Source organism: Neolewinella aquimaris (genome assembly GCF_014197245.1).
In the GTDB taxonomy this organism is placed as follows: Bacteria; Bacteroidota; Bacteroidia; order Chitinophagales; family Saprospiraceae; genus Neolewinella; species Neolewinella aquimaris.
The window spans coordinates 388,299-403,700 of sequence record NZ_JACIFF010000003.1 but is presented as its reverse complement, the minus strand read 5'-3'; the positions used below and the strand labels follow the sequence as shown (position 1 = coordinate 403,700).

Genomic DNA, 15,402 nt, shown 5'->3' with positions numbered 1-15,402 from the left:
CATCCCACCCCCATTTCCCGCCCCTTTTGTTATGTCAATAGCTAAAAAAGAGATGCTAATGGAGCTGATCGCCAGCCTGGACAGTTCCGAAAAACGCTTCTTCACCCGTCACACCAATCGAACCGCATCCGCCAATTCCGATAAGTTCTACCGACTGTTCCGCCACCTGAGCAACGGCGGTACGCTGGAAGACCCCGGATTACAGAAACTACTCGACCTGAGCGGACCGACCCAACTAGTCAATATTCAACGGCATTTGTACGGACAAATCCTCGACGCACTGCGGCTCCAGCACCGGCGACGCGACCCCGGCGTCCAGGTGAGGGAACAAATCGACTACGCCAACCTGCTTTACGACCGGGGACTTTACCTGCACGCCCTAAAGATTTTGGCCCGCGCGAAGGAGCTGGCCTTCTCTTTCCACCTCGACCTGCACCATCTGCTCATCATTGACTTCGAAAAAACCATCGAGAGCCGGCACATTACCCGATCCTCTACGGAGCGCATGACCTCCCTTACCTCCGAGAGCCGCAAGCGACAGGAGGTGATGAGCAGTACCGTACGGCAGTCCAACCTGCAGCTTACACTCCAGCGCCACTTCATCGAGCACGGCCACGTATCTACTCCCCGCGAGGCCCGTAACTTCTACGCTTTGTACCATCACTACTTCAGCGATCCGGTGCCGGCTACGGCAACCTATAAAGAGCGGGTACTCGGTCACCAGTGCCGCTTTTGGTACCACTACAATCAGTTGCAGCTAGACCAGGCGAAGGTTCATACGGCCAGCTGGACGGACATCATCGAGGCCCGCAGCGAACTACGCGAGCGGGATGCGAACTTTTACATCAAAGGAATGGACCGCCGGCTGCTCGTTGCTTTCCTCCTGGGCGATGCGGAGGATCACCGGAGCATTTACGCCCGCCTGCAGGAGTTTTTGTCCCACACCCAGGGCACCCGGCAGCAGCGGAATAGCGAAATTATGGCCGAGATCGTTCTGTTCCGTGCCGAATTAAACCAGCTATTACTCGATTTGCCCGGCACCTGCGCCCCCGCCCAACTACGCGAGATCGGCAAACGCATCGGGGCAGTGGTCGGGGTGGATCGCCACAAGCAGCTCGTCCTGTACTACAAGCTTGCGGTGTTGTGCGTACTGAACGGCGAACGGCAGCTGGCCCTGGACTACCTGGAGCCGGTACTCAACGAACGGAGTACGCTGCGCTACGACCTGATGGTGTACGCCCGGCTACTGCAGTTGTGGTGCCACTACCGGCTAGGGCATACCGAGTTTGTGGATTACGGGGTCAATAACCTGGCGCGCTACCTCGGTCGGATCGGCTACCGCAGCCCCTATCCCTCCCTGATCTTGCAATTGTTGCGGGGGCTGCTGCGCAGTGAGGAGGCCGTGGCGCGGGCGAATTTTGCGGAGCGGGTAGCGCCACTACGGGAGAACGTCTTTCACCTGAGGGAGCTGAGATACCTGAACGTCGATCAACTTAAGTGAGCATAAGGGCCTATATTGTCGCGCTTTACGCCACCGTGGCGTCGAGCACTCACAACGTCTTAAAGGAACATCATGGAGTTAGGTCAGCTAGGTACGATCGATACGATCATTTTTGCCGTATACATTGTTTCCGTCATTGCCTTTGGGGTGTGGATTGCTAACCGGGAGAAGACGAATACAGCGAGCGACTACTTCCTTGCCAGCCGTAGCCTGCCCTGGTGGGCGGTGGGCGGCTCCCTGATCGCGTCCAATATTTCGGCCGAGCAGATCATCGGCATGAACGGTTCGGGCTTTGAGCTGGGACTGGCGATCGCGACCTACGAACTGATGGCGGCCATTACGCTGATCCTGGTGGCCAAATTTTTCCTGCCCGTGTTCCTGAAACAGGAGATCTACACGATGCCCCAGTTTCTTGAGGAGCGCTATGACGGCACCGTCCGCACGATCATGTCGGTTTTCTGGATCGCGCTGTTCGTCTTTGTGAACATCGCAACGGTACTGTACCTGGGCGCGCTGGCCATTCAGACGCTGCTGGGGGTTGACCTGTGGATCGGCATTGTGGGGCTCGTCCTGTACTCTGCCTCCTTTTCCATCTTCGGCGGTCTGAAGGCGGTGGTCTGGACGGACGTCGTGCAGGTGGTCGTCCTGATGGTCGGCGGCACGGTAGCTGCTTACGGGATACTTACGGTAGTGGGTGACGGCAACTTTATCGTCGGCATCGAGAACCTGTTCAATACCCTCCCCGATCACTTTGAGATGCTCTTCGAACCCGGCGACACTTACCTCGACGTAGCCAATGCCCACGAACTTTCCACCGGCGTAACCCCGGACGGCGTGGCGACGACCCTCCAGCCGGGCGACCAGTTCAAGTCATCCTTCCAGTTGCTGCCGGGCATGGCCCTGTTGCTGGGTGGTATGTGGATCGTGAACAGCTACTACTGGGGCAACAACCAGTACATCATCCAGCGGGCACTGGCGGCCAAGGACCTGCCCGAGGCACAACGGGGCGTGGCCTTCGCGGCCTTCATGAAGCTCTTCATCCCCTTCTTCGCCGTCCTGCCCGGCATCGCCGCCTGGTACCTGCTGCGCGAGCAAGACCCCGCTAACCTTCCCATCACCAAGGCCGACCAGGCCTTTCCATGGGTACTGGCCAACTACGTCGGTGTAGGATTCAAAGGACTCACCTTCGCGGCCCTGGTGGCCGCCATCGGCTCCTCCATCAGTTCGATGGTAAACTCGACCTCGACCATCTTCACGATGGACATTTATAACAAGTTCATTGCTCCCAACGCCACCCAGGGCCGGCAGGTGAGGGTCGGCCAGATTTCGGCCGCCGTTGCTCTGTTGATCGGCGCAATGGTGGCACCGGCGCTGGCTAATGCCGGACAGGTGTTTCAGATCATCCAGGAGTACACGGGCTTCATCAGTCCGGGGGTACTTACGGTATTCGTCTTCGGCATGTTCTACCGCCGGGGCACCTCACAGGCCGCGCTGGTCGTGGTCCTTGCATCGGTACCCCTCTCCTGGGCCTTCCAACAGCTGATGCCGGACCTTCCCTTCCTCGACCGGATGGCCTTCATCTTCCTCCTCTCCGCCGCCCTGATGATCGTGGTAAGTGCCCTGACCGCTAAGAGTAAGCAACAGCAGGTCGCGGAACAGGAAAAGGTCGCCGGCTACGGTGAACAGCAGAAGCGCGACCTGAGCGGCAAACTGATCAAGGACATCAAGCTTCGCAACGGCCTCAGTATTGCCGTCATCGGGGTGGGCCTGGCAACCGGCATCCGCCTGCTGCTGCAACCCGTGCCCGGCGTACCGGAACTCATGGCCTGGATCTTCGTGGTGCTCTCGGTGATCGTGATCGCGTTGCTGTACACCGATAAGACGGCGGACGATTACAAGGCCATCGACCTGGATCCGGCGCTCTTCCGGACCCGGATGGGCTTCAACATCGCGGCCATCGCCATCATTCTGCTGCTCGCCTTCATCTATACGTTCCTCGCGTAAGTAGGGAGGCAAGGGCCAAACGTAAAATCCCCCGCTCACGGCCGTGAGCGGGGGATTTTACGTTTGGGTTGCGCCTAAGCTTAGAAGTTAGCGTCGAGCGAGGCACCGGCACCGACCGAACTAACGGCCAGGGCGGTAAGGATGCAGAGGGTGAACAGTGCGATGGCCAGTCCCCAGGTCACCTTCTCGATGACGTCGGTAGAGCGCGAGGCACCGAGCATTTGGTTGGCCTGTCCGCCACCGAAGGTGGAGTCGATGCCACCGCCCTTGGGATTCTGGATGAGTACGACGAGCATGAGCAGCAGACAGACTACGCCGGTCAGGATGGTAAGCAGATTGACCATGGGGCTATAAGTTTTCCTTCACTTCTTTAATGAGGCCGGCAAAGATCGTCTTTTTCTCCGGATAAATCAAACTGAGCCGGCGGTACATCCGGATCGCGTTCTGGTACTGCCCCTGCTTCACCAGTAGGGCGGCCAGCGTTTCGCTTACCACCGCGCCCGTTTCACCATCTCCGCCGATCGTGCTCCCACCCGATTCCCGGAGGTTTCGTAACTGCTTTAGCCGCGACCGCAGGCTGTCCCGGTCTCGCCTGCGCCGCACGACTTCGGCGAAGCGGGCGGGGTCTTCGGGGTGAGGGGTGGAAGTAACGGGCGGCGGCGTGGGCATTCTTTGGATGACGGCGTGGTAGGCGGATGCGGTTTCAATCCAATTCCCCTCGTTTGCCGGTTGTACCGGTCGCTTTGGTGTAGTGGAAGGAAATACGGGATCCGACGGTGTGCTCCGGGGGGGTACCGGGCGCGGGGCTACCGGATCCGGTGCCTGAATTTCATTGAGGCGGGAGGGCAATTCTTCAAAGGGGTCGGCCAGGGGGGCCAGTTCCAGCTCTTCGAGCTCGAGAAGTTCGAGGACCTCACCGCGCTCCTCTTCCGATCGCTTGATGGCCTCCAGCAGATCGAACAAGTGAGGCCGGTCGAACGTAGCCGCCGCGAACCGATTGAGGTAGCGTTCGAAACCAGGATCGTGGTCTTGCCGGGCTTTCATGACGACGAGCAGGCGCACGTTTGGGGCGTACGGATAATCGCTAGCCAGCTGCAACAGTTCCTCCATGCTCACTTCCGACAGCAGGGCGGGCTGTTCGAGGTAGCGAAGGATTGATTGATTATTCATAGATCGCGGTGCGAAAGCCGAAGGTCGGTTGAAACCCCTGAACGTGCAAATGGGGCGATAATTCACCACCATTCGGAAAAAAAGAAGATCCTTTTGTTAAATTTTGTAAAAAAGTGGTCTTTTTGTTCCTATCTTTGTGATCGACCCGAAATCATACACACCACCCTAAAGATCTTGTGTTGTTCATAGTGTTTGTTATGTAGCCTTTAACTTAACCGTTAAAGGCTTTTTTTTTGCCCCTAATCAGGTGGAATTTGTCCTCATCCGTTGGGGGAGATCGGATGTAAAGTCGTAGCTTATATCTTAATTATCCAGCGTCCGATGCTTCCAAACGATCAAAACCACCCACCCGATCCCGACGATCGTCGTTTAAACATTGATTCTGAGCAACTTCGCCGAGCGGTAAGCCTGCTGCGCGCGCTCAATCACGATCTACGCCGGGACATCATCGAACTCCTTAAATCGGAAGGAAAGATCACGGTTACCGACATCTTCGTGTCCCTGCGGATCGAGCAGTCAGTAGCCTCCCAGCACCTGGCGATCCTACGAAAAGCGGAAATTGTCATATCTGAACGCGATGGAAAGTACATTTTCTACTCCCTCGACCGCGAAAAGCTAGAGAAGATAGTCGATTTCATCGCCAACCTGCAGAATTAACGTCGAAACGTCCGCTCAAACCGCGCCTCGTTCCCCCGTGAATCACTTACCGTCAGCTCGAAGCGGTGACTACTCCCCGCCGCGATCAGCTTGCCCTCGAAGGTGTGCGAGAGGCGGCCCGATTTAGCGTCGTATTCCATAAGCACCCACTTGTCGTCTACAGTTCCCCGGTAGGTCAATCCACCCCCCTCATCGTTATCGATGAGAAGACTGAAGCCCGCAGCCCGCCGCAGATCGGTTCCGAACCGTTCGATCCTGATCCGGGGCGGGAGGGTATCGAGCAGCATGGCAAAATCGCCGAAGCCCTTAATCCGCGTCATCATGCCCCCATCGGGAAGCCACTCGCCCCCCACACTGCTGAATTTCCCGTCCTTGCCGCAGCGGCCGATGTAGACTTTATCCCGCAAGCGCTCGGGAATCGGTGCCCGGGGCTGCAAGGTGAGTTTTCCACTACCGTGCAGCGGGGTTTCCTCATCCTGCAGTTGGTGGGTATCGCTCAGGTATCCCGCCGACTCATCCACCAACCTGACGTACCGGAAGCGCAACGGCGCATACAGCGCATCCTCACCCAACTCCAACCGCAGCCCGCCGGTGTCGATGACACTCGCTTCTCCCTGCGGCAGAAAATACTGAAAGGGCAGGTCTGGCGGGGTCGCAGGAGCAGCGGAAGATACAGATGAGCGGTCGCGCTGCACGATAAAGCGGGCGATCGACTCATTGCCGGCGTAGTCCCGAACAACGGCGGAGATAGCAACCGGGTTGTTGCCCGGCAAGCGGATCACCCCCGTACCGCTGCCGTCGGGCACCGACTTCCAGAACATCGCCTCCGGGACACGGGCGAAGAGCAGGTAGTACCACGATTTGTTGCGCTTCCATTCGACGTAGTCGGTCAGTGCGTTCAGGTACTCCGTCTTTTCGTAAGGGATGCGGTCGTAGGTGAAGGAGAATACCGGGACGGAGTCCACCAGAATTCGGGCACCGTAAATGCCGTTCCAGTTGGGCATGACGTTCTGTCGGTCGAAGGCCTTTAGGGCAAAGCCCACCCGATCCGAGCGGACGCGAATGGTGTCGGGCAGCTCCTTCTCCAGCAGGTTGAATATCCGGGTGGCTCCTGGCTCTCCTTCCTCGGTGAACTCGTAAAGCTTAAGTTCCCGCAACTGGGGGGTTCGGGTGTCCGGTATCGTAAAGCCCAGAGAAAGTGGATTGAGGGGTGCATCGGTGGCCGATTCCCGGATCTCGAAGTGGAGGTGCGGTCCGAAACTGAACCCGCGGTTTCCTACCCCACCGATTCGCTGGCCGGCGGTGACCGGGAAGTCCTCCGCTCCGAGGGACAGGTCCACTTCAAACGTTTCCCGGGCGTACTGCAGACTGCGGATCGTGTCCAGAAGCTCCGGTGCCAGCACTTCGAGGTGACCGTATACGCTTCGCTTTCCGTCGGGATGATCGATGTAGATCGCCTGCCCGTAACCGCCGCCGGTGATCTTGATGCGACTTACGAAGCCCTCCCTCACGGCATAGACCGGCGTACCGACCGCCGCCCGGAAATCGAGGCCGCCGTGGAAGTGATCGCTGCGTAGTTCACCAAAGGTACCGGTGACCAGGAGCGGCCCACGCAGGGGCGGGGTGTACTGGGCGTAGAGGTGGGAGGGCAACAAAAATGTGAGCCCAACACAAAACAGAAAAACAATTCTCACAACTGATCTTTGAGGTGCGGTAAAGATACGCACCGGTCAGACCGGATCAGCCGAATGCATTCAGCCCGGTCACGTCGTGCCCCGTGATGAGTAGGTGTACGTCGTGCGTTCCCTCATACGTCAGTACCGTTTCGAGGTTCATCAGGTGACGCATGATGGGATATTCGCTGGTGATGCCCATACCGCCGTGAATCTGCCGCGCCTCGCGGGCGACTTCCAGGGCCATGTGTACGTTGTTGCGTTTGGCCATGCTGATCTGGGCGGGCGTTGCTTCGCCCCGGTTGGCCAGGGTACCGAGGCGCCACGCCAGTAGCTGCGCCTTGGTGATCTCCGTGATCATTTCGGCCAACTTCTTCTGCTGTAACTGGAAACCGGCAATGGGCTTACCGAACTGTTCGCGCTCCAGTCCGTAGCGCAGGGCCGAGTCATAACAGTCGAGGGCAGCACCGATGGCTCCCCAGGCAATGCCGTAGCGGGCCTTGCTGAGGCAACTTAGCGGACCGCGCAGGCCACGAATATCGGGAAAGACGTTGCCCTTCGGCACCCGCACGTTTTCGAAAACCAATTCGCCGGTGATGCTCGCCCGCAGGCTCCACTTCCCGTGAATCTCCGGCGCACTGAATCCCGGGGCGTCGGCGTCGACCACCATCCCCCTTACCTTACCTTCCTCGTCCTTCGCCCAGACTACCGCCAGGTCCGCGATGGGGCTGTTGGTGATCCACATCTTGGCACCATTGAGCAGGTACGCATCTCCGTCGTCGACGATAGTGGTTCGCATGCTACCGGGATCGGAGCCGGCGTCGGGCTCGGTAAGACCGAAGCAACCGATGAATTCCCCGCTGCCCAATTTGGGTAAATACTTCCGTTTGACCTCTTCGCTTGCGTACTTAAAGATGGGGTACATCACCAGGCTTCCCTGCACCGAGGCCATGGAGCGCAACCCGCTGTCGCAGCGTTCGAGTTCCTGCATGATGACGCCGTAGGCGATCTCGTCCATGCCGCCGCCGCCGTATTCGACGGGCAGGCTGGGCCCGAAGGCGCCGACCTCCGCCAGTCCTCTGAACAGGTGGGTGGGGCACTTGCCGCGCATGGCCGCATCCTCGATGATGGGGCTTACCTCCGCCTTCACCCAGTCCCGGACGGCCTGCCGGGCCATGCGGTGGTGGTCTTCGAGCAGGTCGTCAACCAGGTAGTAGTCGTGAAACTGGTAGCGATCGGCGCGGGCCGTATGGTGAAAGTCGGCTTTGGTGGTAAATTTCTTGGGGGGGGTGGTGGTTTCGGGCATGAGCTGACAACTAAATGATTGTGAGGTAAAAGTACGTACTCGGCGGCGTTGCTTCACCACCCCGGGGGCTGAGATTCCACCGCTAAACCGGCGGGCGACAAAAAATAATCCCGCCCCACCTGCCGAATGGTTTACTTTGAAGAAAAAAACCCAATCGGTTGTGATTCATCCTGATACCGAGTTAAGATTTATCGGCGACGACATCGGCTACGGCGTCTTTGCCACTGCTCCAATCCCGGCCGGCACCATCGTTTACGTAAAGGATAGCCTGGAAATCGTCATCTCCCCGGAAGCCTTTCAGCAGCACACCCTCCCGATGCAGGAAGTGATGGAGAAATACTCCTACATCGACGAGCGGGGAAACCGTATCGTGAGCTGGGATTTTGCCAAGTACGTCAACCACTGCTGCAACTGCAATACCATGAGCACCGGCTACGGCTTCGAGATCGCCCTGCGGGACATCGCGGCCGGAGAGCAAATTACCGACGAGTACGGGCTGTTTAATCTACAGTACGCGATGCCGCTGGTCTGTTCTCACACCAATTGCCGCGGATGCGTAGGCCCCGGTGACCTCGACCGCCACTACCGGGAGTGGGACCGGAAAGTCATCCAGTCGATGACTCACTTCACTTCCGTAGCCCAACCCCTGCTGCCGCTCGTCGATGCCGAAACGAAGCAGGCGCTGGACGCCTTTCTGGCGGACCCCCGCGCCTACCGCTCCGTACTCGCCCTGAAGCACAGCGACTGATCAATACCTGCACTTGAACGTACTCATTACGGGAGCTTCGCGGGGAATCGGGAGGGCGTGTGCCGAACGGTTTGCCGCCGCCGGAAACCACGTAGCGGCCGTGGCCCGCACGGAAGAACAACTGTCGAACCTACGGGATACATTCCCGGGCCTCGTCAGGATGGTGGTGGCCGATCTGAACGAATCTCCCGACCTGAGTGGCGAATACGATGTAGTGATCCTCAACGCGGGTTACTACGCCCCGGGGGGGTTACTCGACCGGGAACGCGACGTATTTTCAGAATCCTGGCGGCTCAATGTCGTGGCCAACCACCACGCTGCCCGTCAACTGCTGCCCGCCATGATCGCCCGGGGGAGCGGACACCTGGTGGTCATCGGATCAACGGCAACGGACGACCCCTCTCCCCACATGACGGCCTACGCTGCCACGAAAAAAGCACTACGGGGACTGTTTGATGGATGGACCCAGGAACTGGCGGGGAGCGGCGTACGCACCACGCTCATTGCGCCGGGCGCGACGCTGACGAGTAGTTGGGAAGGCGAAACGCCACCGCCCCGCATCCTGGCCGCCACGAGTGTGGCTGACCTGGTGTACCGGACGGTGACGGAAGGGCTTACCGGAAGATTGGTACTGAAGGCCGACTAGCCGTAGTGGCTTTCCATACCCAGTTCCTTTACGACCAGGTAGTAAAATACGGCGCGGTGCTTGCTGCGGTCGACGTACTGCTTGCATACGGACTGTACGGCTTCCATCGCCTTCGCCTCGTCGGTCATGCCCAGCTTCTTCTTGCAGAAGTTGTCTACCACCCGCTTCAGTTCCGCCTTATCGCTACAGGCGACCTTGTTGGAGTCGTTGTTGTAGATCGATGGGCCAAGACCCTTAGCCACCTTGCGGAGCAGCTCCTTATCGCCGCCCTTGTCGATTTTTTCCAACGAAGCTTCGTAGGCAGCTACCTTCTCATCAAATTTACTCACGTGCATGATTTTATGCCGACACAGTGGGTCGGCGGTTCGAAAGGCTGGTAATTTAACAAAATATCGCAGTCCAGCGCATACGCAACCGCTGTTTGGGCCCGTCCGCCAAACCCCTACCTTAGCCGCACCCACCCCGCCCGAATGTCGCCAATTCCGAACGCCTGCGTCTTTCTGTTGCTTTGCCTCTCCCTCGCCGTACGGGGGCAGACGGGGTCTCCGATCTTTCCGGCGGAGCGTCACGGTGAACTGCGGCAGGAAGTAGTATACCAACCACCGGAGGTGCCCGAAACAGTAGCGCAATCCGAACCTACCGGTCCCCTCCTCGACTTTGGGGCATTCCGCTGGCCCCTGATCGTGGGTGTTTCCGTCCTGCTGTTGATCGGTCTGGCCGTTCTCCTGCACCGGATACAGAAGGACCTAGGCTCCACCCGAAGTGGCAAATCCTCTTCCGAAACCGCTGCCGGCCCCGTCAGTGTATCCGAGGTACGGGAGGAAGAGTTGGTGAGCCGTGGAATTTCTCCGCAACTCCTGCAGCGAGCGGAGGCCGCCGCACAGTACGACTTAGCGGTACGGCTGCTGTACCTCGACCTGCTCAATCGCCTCCAGCTCGCTCAATTGATTGGGTACCGACCACACTTCAGCAACCGGGATTACCGGGCGCAACTAGACGGTCACCCACTGAGTGAAGAATTTGCCCAAGCCGTCCGAACCTACGAACGATACTGGTACGGCAAGCACCGCATCGACCGCCTCAGCTACCGGGTTGCCCACGGAGTATTCACCAATTTGCAGGCCCGTATCCCGTGAAATCAATCGCCCATCCTCCGCGCTTGCTGCTAGGTCTGGCACTGCTGACCCTTTTCGGCTGTCCCTCCGTCGACTGGTCTGAATCGTACCGCTACGACCAACAGTCTCCCTTCGACCTCTACACCCTGTACGAGTTACTCGCGGCGCGGCCCGAGGGGATGACCGTGCTCCGGGACAGCCTCGATCTCGAACGCCTGGACACCGCTACAGCGAGCAACTACGTCTTCATCGGTCACTGGCCCTTTTACCGGGAGCGTGCCGTGACCGGCTTACTCGATTACGTAGAGCGAGGCAATACCGTCTTCCTGGCCGCAACCGAAATACCCGAAGACCTGGCCTATCACTTATTCGGTGACGCTTGCTACTACGAAGAGTTTGAAGACTACGCGGGCTACGGCAATGAGCGCTTTCCGCTCGTGATGGTCGACTCGGTCACCACCTACCGCTACCCCGCTGGCGATAGTTTTCACCTGGTCAACATCCGTTTCTGGAAGCCGACCCCTACCGCGCTACACGTGGTCAGCGACCGGCTACTCTGCAACGAGACCCTCGACAATCAGGTACTGGGCGTGCTCCACACCAGCGGGATCAATTTCGTCCGCTTCGGTTGGGGCAGGGGCAACTTTTACTTTCACTCCAATCCCGTCTTTTTTACCAATTGGTTCCTGGTAGATTCGACGGCGTACCGGTATCCGGAAGCGATGCTGTCCGTGATCGCCGAGGGGCCGATCTACTGGGACGAATACCACCGTCGCTACCGCCGGGACCCCAACTCCGTCGGGGGGCAGGGTGCCACTCCCCGCAACTATACGGGCGGCAGAAATTTGCTCAACGGCAACCGGACGTTGCTCTACGTACTGGAGCGGCGCGAACTGGCCTTTGCCTGGTACACCCTGCTGGCCGGGGCCATCCTCTTCGTGGTTTTTCGGGGCAAGCGCCGGCAACGCATCATCCCCATTATCCCGCCGCGGGAAAACGGCAGTCGCCGGTTCATCGATACCATCGGCCGGCTCCTGTACCAAAAGGGCAATCATGCCGCTCTGGCCCGACGCGAACTGGCTTTTCTACGCCTGCACCTCAATCACCGTTTCGGGGTAAAGTGGGCCGAGGGAGATCCCCCGCCGGCCGATCTTGCTAGTCGCTGCGGTCTGCCCCCCGAAGTGGTCGAACGGGCCCTGCTGCAGATTCGGGTTGTTTCGTCGGGGAAGGCCCTCCACGACGGTGACTTGCTCCGTTTCTACCGGGCGATCGAACCGTTGTACGGGTAGGGCTTACAGGATCTTAATGTCGTAGCTCATCTCGTACACTTCGTTAGGTTGCAACTCGACGATGCCTTCCTTGCGTACAAATTCACCACCGGACGTTGCGCTATCCGCCAGGCCGATCCAGGGTTCGATGCATACGAAGTCGCCGTTCGTTTTGGCCCAGATGCCAAGGTGAGTCCAGCCGGCGTAATCTAATTTAAGTACCGGCCCGTGCTTGCGGCTTTCGAGAATGACGCTGCGCGACTCGAGATCCTTGAAGACCAGCGCGTCCTCGGCGAAAAGATCGTGGGTGAGCGGCAGTATAGTACCGTCTTCCTGCCAGGGTACGGGCCGGGTTTCGTTGCTGATCGTCCCCTGCTCGGTGACGCGGTAGCTCTGGCTGGCTTCCGGGTGTTCGAACCGCAGCACGTAATCTTCGTAGGTATCTCCCTCAAAGAAGGGCACCCGGAACGCCGGATGTCCGCCCAGATGGAAGAAGATCGGCTTATCGTCCGTGTTCATCACCTCGTGGTAAATGATCAGGTGCTCGTTGCGCAGCCGGAAGGTGATGCGAAAATCGAAGTGAAAGGGGTACTGCTCCAGGCTTTCCTCGTCGGAGCACAGGCGAAACACGATACGATCTTCGAGTTTAGAGAAGAATTCGAGCTTGTCGTTGTTGCGAACAATGCCGTGCTTGGGGATGCGGTACTCCCGACCGTCGATGGTGGTCTTGTCGTCTTTGAGCTTGCCGATGATGGGAAAAAGTACCGGCGCGGTGCTTCCCCAGACGTCGGGATTGCCCTCCCAAATGTATTCCTTGCCGGTAGACCGTTTGACCAGGCTCTTCAACTCCGCTCCGGTTGACTGAATCTTGATGCTGAGTTGGTCGTTGTGCAGGCTAAAATCCATTGGGAATTTGGTAAATTGGTGCAGCCAAAACTAGGCTGCCACAAAGTAATCATTTACGCCTTTCCGGCTTGCGCCCCACACTAATCCTCTTCGCCCTCCTTCTACTCCCGCCCGTCGCTTCCGTTGACGCGCAGGCACAACTGCTATCCTTTGACCCGGCACCCGGCGTTTACCGCAACGCGCAGGACGTGTTTATTTCGGGCGGGGACGCAGGAGCGGTGTACTACACTACCGATGGCAGCCGGCCCGATCCGAGGTCCCGACAGTACGACGGGCGTCCCGTGAAGGTCACCGCCACCACGGTGCTGCGGGCAGCGGTCTTCGATGGCTTTATCCAGTCCGGGCCGGAGCACGGCGGCACTTACCTCATCGATGAGCCGGCGTCGGAGCTGCTCACGGTTTCGGTAGGCATTGACCCCTGGCGGTTGTTCAACCCCGTTTCCGGTTGGTTCATGCCCGGTCCCGATCCCGGCACCAGCGAGTGGGATCCCACCGGCGCCAACTGGTGGACGCGTAAGGAATTTCCCGGCCAGGTCGACCTCATCGAATCCGACGGCACTACCGTTCACAGCGGCGTTCTCGGCTTCCGGATGTTCGGTGGCCTCAGCCGCACCTTCCCCCAGAAGTCCTTTTCCCTTTCCGGCCGGAAGGCGTACGGCAACAAGAAGATCGATTACCCCCTCTTCGGACCGGAAGGCAACCGGGACTTCCGTTTCCTGGTCGTGCGCAACGGGGGGTCCGACTGGGGCCGCAGTTACATTCGCGATGCCCTACTGACGGGTTTGCTCCGCGACGAAAGTTGGGATCTCGACCTACAGGACGCCCGCCCGGTGCGGGTCTACCTCAACGGGAAGTACTGGGGGCTGTACCACCTGCGCGAAAAGATCAATCCGCGCTTCCTGGCCGATCGCCACGACGTCGACAAGGATTCCCTGAGCCTGCTCGAGCACGAACTGACCGTCAAACACGGCAGCTCCCGGGAGTACGAACGGCTGCGCGATTTTATCATCAATTCCGACCTCACGCTACCGGAGAATTACGAACGGCTGGGCGAGCTCATGGACATCGACAACTTCCAGCGGCTCCAGATCGCCCAGACCTACTTCGACAACCGGGACGCCGGCGGCAACATCCGCTACTGGCGGCCCGACGGTCCCGGTGAGCGATTTCGCTGGATCCTCTACGACGTCGACCAGGGGTTCGGTCTGCACCGGGAGGAAGGATGGAAGATCAATACCCTGGAATTTTATACTGAGGCCCACGGCCCCCAGTGGCCGAATCCGCCCTGGTCCACCCTGTTCCAGCGGCAGTTGCTCACCAACCCCCGGTACCGGCGCGGCTTCGTCAACCGTACCCTCGATTACCTGCATACCGACTTCAGTGCCGAGGCGGTATCGGAGCGGACCGAAGCGGCAATTGCCTCCGTAGCGGTTGAGATGCCGCGACAGTTGGAGCGGTGGAATCAACGTCCGGACTACTGGCAGTACCACATCGACAAGCTCCGGCAGTTTGCTCGTCTCCGGCCGGACTACCTGCGTGAGCACTTTCGTCAATTCTTCCGTGGGGGGGACGATCGATCAGTAGACCTGGCGGCGGGGCGTGGGGGATACATCATACTCAACGAAAACCTGCACGTGGCGAGCGACGGCCTTACCGGAGCGTACTTTGCCAACGTACCAATTACCCTGGAAGCCGTCCCCGAGCCCGGGTATCACTTTGTAGGGTGGGAAGGGATTGACGATGCCGCTCCCCGACTGGAACTGGACCTGCAGCGAGATCAGGCGTACCGCATCAGGGCCGTCTTCACGCCCGCCACCCACGCGCTGGCCGGAGAGGTGATCATCAACGAGGTATGCCCCCGCAGCAAACTTGCCGGCGACTGGTTGGAATTACACAACCGGGGAACGGTAGCCGCCGACCTGACCGGTTGGTACCTGACGGACAACAGCGACCGGAGGTTTACCCTGCCGGCCGGCACCCTGCAGCCCGGTGCCTACCTCGTGATCTGCCGGGAGGAGAGCAACTTCCGGGTGATCTATCCCGAGGTGCCGGACTTCATCAGCGGCTTACCCTTTGGGCTGAACAAAGAGGACGAACGCATCGGCTTATTCAGTCAAGACGGCAGTTACGTCAACGCCATTGCCTACCAGCTTCCCCCGCAGCGGGATAGTTCTTTCTCCTACGCGCTGGCCCTACCCGGCCTCGACAACAGCAAGCACCGCAACTGGGTGGTGGAGGCCGGTCGCGGCACCCCCGGCTTTGCTAACCCCGCCCACCTGCAAAGCGCCGTCATCACGCGACAGAACTTCTGGGCCCGGATCGGCGTGGGTATCGCGGTACTGCTGGTGGTGGGGGTTGTACGGTCATTGCACCTGCGTCCCCGCCCCTCCTGAATGATACTATCTTGC

At 59.2% G+C, this 15,402-nt stretch carries 14 protein-coding genes; 8 read left to right on the top strand and 6 right to left on the bottom strand.

What is annotated here, in order from left to right:
* Nucleotides 1-31 precede the first annotated feature (31 nt).
* Nucleotides 32-1,501 carry a hypothetical protein gene (locus GGR28_RS08245; RefSeq protein WP_183495288.1) on the top strand — a complete coding sequence of 490 codons (1,470 nt, stop codon included), beginning with the start codon at nt 32-34 and terminating at the stop codon, nt 1,499-1,501.
* A 72-nt stretch (nt 1,502-1,573) separates the two neighbouring features.
* Entirely contained in the window at nt 1,574-3,505 is a 1,932-nt protein-coding gene (locus GGR28_RS08240) for a sodium:solute symporter family transporter (RefSeq protein WP_183495287.1), read from the top strand.
* 80 nt (nt 3,506-3,585) lie between these two features.
* Here GGR28_RS08240 and secG read toward each other — a convergent pair whose 3' ends face one another.
* Complete coding sequence (gene secG, locus GGR28_RS08235) at nt 3,586-3,849, bottom strand: preprotein translocase subunit SecG (protein WP_183495286.1); 264 nt, start codon at nt 3,847-3,849, stop codon at nt 3,586-3,588.
* 4 nt (nt 3,850-3,853) lie between these two features.
* Nucleotides 3,854-4,675 carry a hypothetical protein gene (locus GGR28_RS08230; protein ID WP_183495285.1) on the bottom strand — a complete coding sequence of 274 codons (822 nt, stop codon included), beginning with the start codon at nt 4,673-4,675 and terminating at the stop codon, nt 3,854-3,856.
* Nucleotides 4,676-4,996: 321 nt separating this feature from the next.
* On the opposite strand from GGR28_RS08230, the gene GGR28_RS08225 reads away from it, so the two are divergent.
* The gene (locus GGR28_RS08225) at nt 4,997-5,332 is read left to right on the top strand and encodes an ArsR/SmtB family transcription factor (protein WP_183495284.1); all 336 of its coding nucleotides are present in this window, start codon (nt 4,997-4,999) and stop codon (nt 5,330-5,332) included.
* Here GGR28_RS08225 and GGR28_RS08220 read toward each other — a convergent pair.
* Together GGR28_RS08220 and GGR28_RS08215 are read right to left on the bottom strand one after the other, a co-directional pair.
* Nucleotides 5,329-6,987, bottom strand: coding sequence for a M23 family metallopeptidase (locus tag GGR28_RS08220; RefSeq protein WP_183495283.1), 1,659 nt, complete (start codon nt 6,985-6,987; stop codon nt 5,329-5,331). The two genes, GGR28_RS08225 and GGR28_RS08220, sit on opposite strands and share 4 nt — an antisense overlap.
* A gap of 85 nt (nt 6,988-7,072) precedes the next feature.
* Nucleotides 7,073-8,311 carry an acyl-CoA dehydrogenase family protein gene (locus GGR28_RS08215; protein WP_183495282.1) on the bottom strand — a complete coding sequence of 413 codons (1,239 nt, stop codon included), beginning with the start codon at nt 8,309-8,311 and terminating at the stop codon, nt 7,073-7,075.
* Between the two features lie 160 nt (nt 8,312-8,471).
* Between GGR28_RS08215 and GGR28_RS08210 the strand changes: the two genes are divergently transcribed.
* Both GGR28_RS08210 and GGR28_RS08205 read left to right on the top strand, forming a co-directional pair.
* Nucleotides 8,472-9,059, top strand: a complete 588-nt coding sequence (locus GGR28_RS08210; RefSeq protein ID WP_183495281.1) for an SET domain-containing protein — start codon at nt 8,472-8,474, stop codon at nt 9,057-9,059.
* A 13-nt stretch (nt 9,060-9,072) separates the two neighbouring features.
* Nucleotides 9,073-9,705 (top strand): SDR family oxidoreductase, encoded by a 633-nt coding sequence (locus GGR28_RS08205; protein ID WP_183495280.1) that lies wholly within the window; start codon nt 9,073-9,075, stop codon nt 9,703-9,705.
* Here GGR28_RS08205 and GGR28_RS08200 read toward each other — a convergent pair.
* Entirely contained in the window at nt 9,702-10,034 is a 333-nt protein-coding gene (locus GGR28_RS08200) for a DUF2853 family protein (RefSeq protein WP_183495279.1), read from the bottom strand. The genes GGR28_RS08205 and GGR28_RS08200 overlap by 4 nt on opposite strands.
* Nucleotides 10,035-10,175: 141 nt before the next feature.
* Here GGR28_RS08200 and GGR28_RS08195 point away from each other — a divergent pair, with 141 nt between their 5' ends.
* Nucleotides 10,176-10,841: a DUF4129 domain-containing protein gene (locus tag GGR28_RS08195; RefSeq protein WP_183495278.1), complete on the top strand. Its 666-nt coding sequence runs from the start codon at nt 10,176-10,178 to the stop codon at nt 10,839-10,841.
* A gap of 23 nt (nt 10,842-10,864) precedes the next feature.
* The gene (locus GGR28_RS08190) at nt 10,865-12,109 is read left to right on the top strand and encodes a DUF4350 domain-containing protein (RefSeq protein ID WP_183495277.1); all 1,245 of its coding nucleotides are present in this window, start codon (nt 10,865-10,867) and stop codon (nt 12,107-12,109) included.
* A gap of 3 nt (nt 12,110-12,112) precedes the next feature.
* Here the strand turns inward: GGR28_RS08190 and GGR28_RS08185 are convergent, their stop codons facing one another.
* Nucleotides 12,113-12,994 carry an aldose 1-epimerase family protein gene (locus GGR28_RS08185; protein ID WP_183495276.1) on the bottom strand — a complete coding sequence of 294 codons (882 nt, stop codon included), beginning with the start codon at nt 12,992-12,994 and terminating at the stop codon, nt 12,113-12,115.
* Between the two features lie 68 nt (nt 12,995-13,062).
* Between GGR28_RS08185 and GGR28_RS08180 the strand changes: the two genes are divergently transcribed.
* A complete protein-coding gene (locus GGR28_RS08180; protein ID WP_183495275.1) occupies nt 13,063-15,387 on the top strand; it encodes a CotH kinase family protein in 2,325 nt (774 codons plus the stop codon).
* The last annotated feature ends 15 nt before the right edge of the window (nt 15,388-15,402 follow it).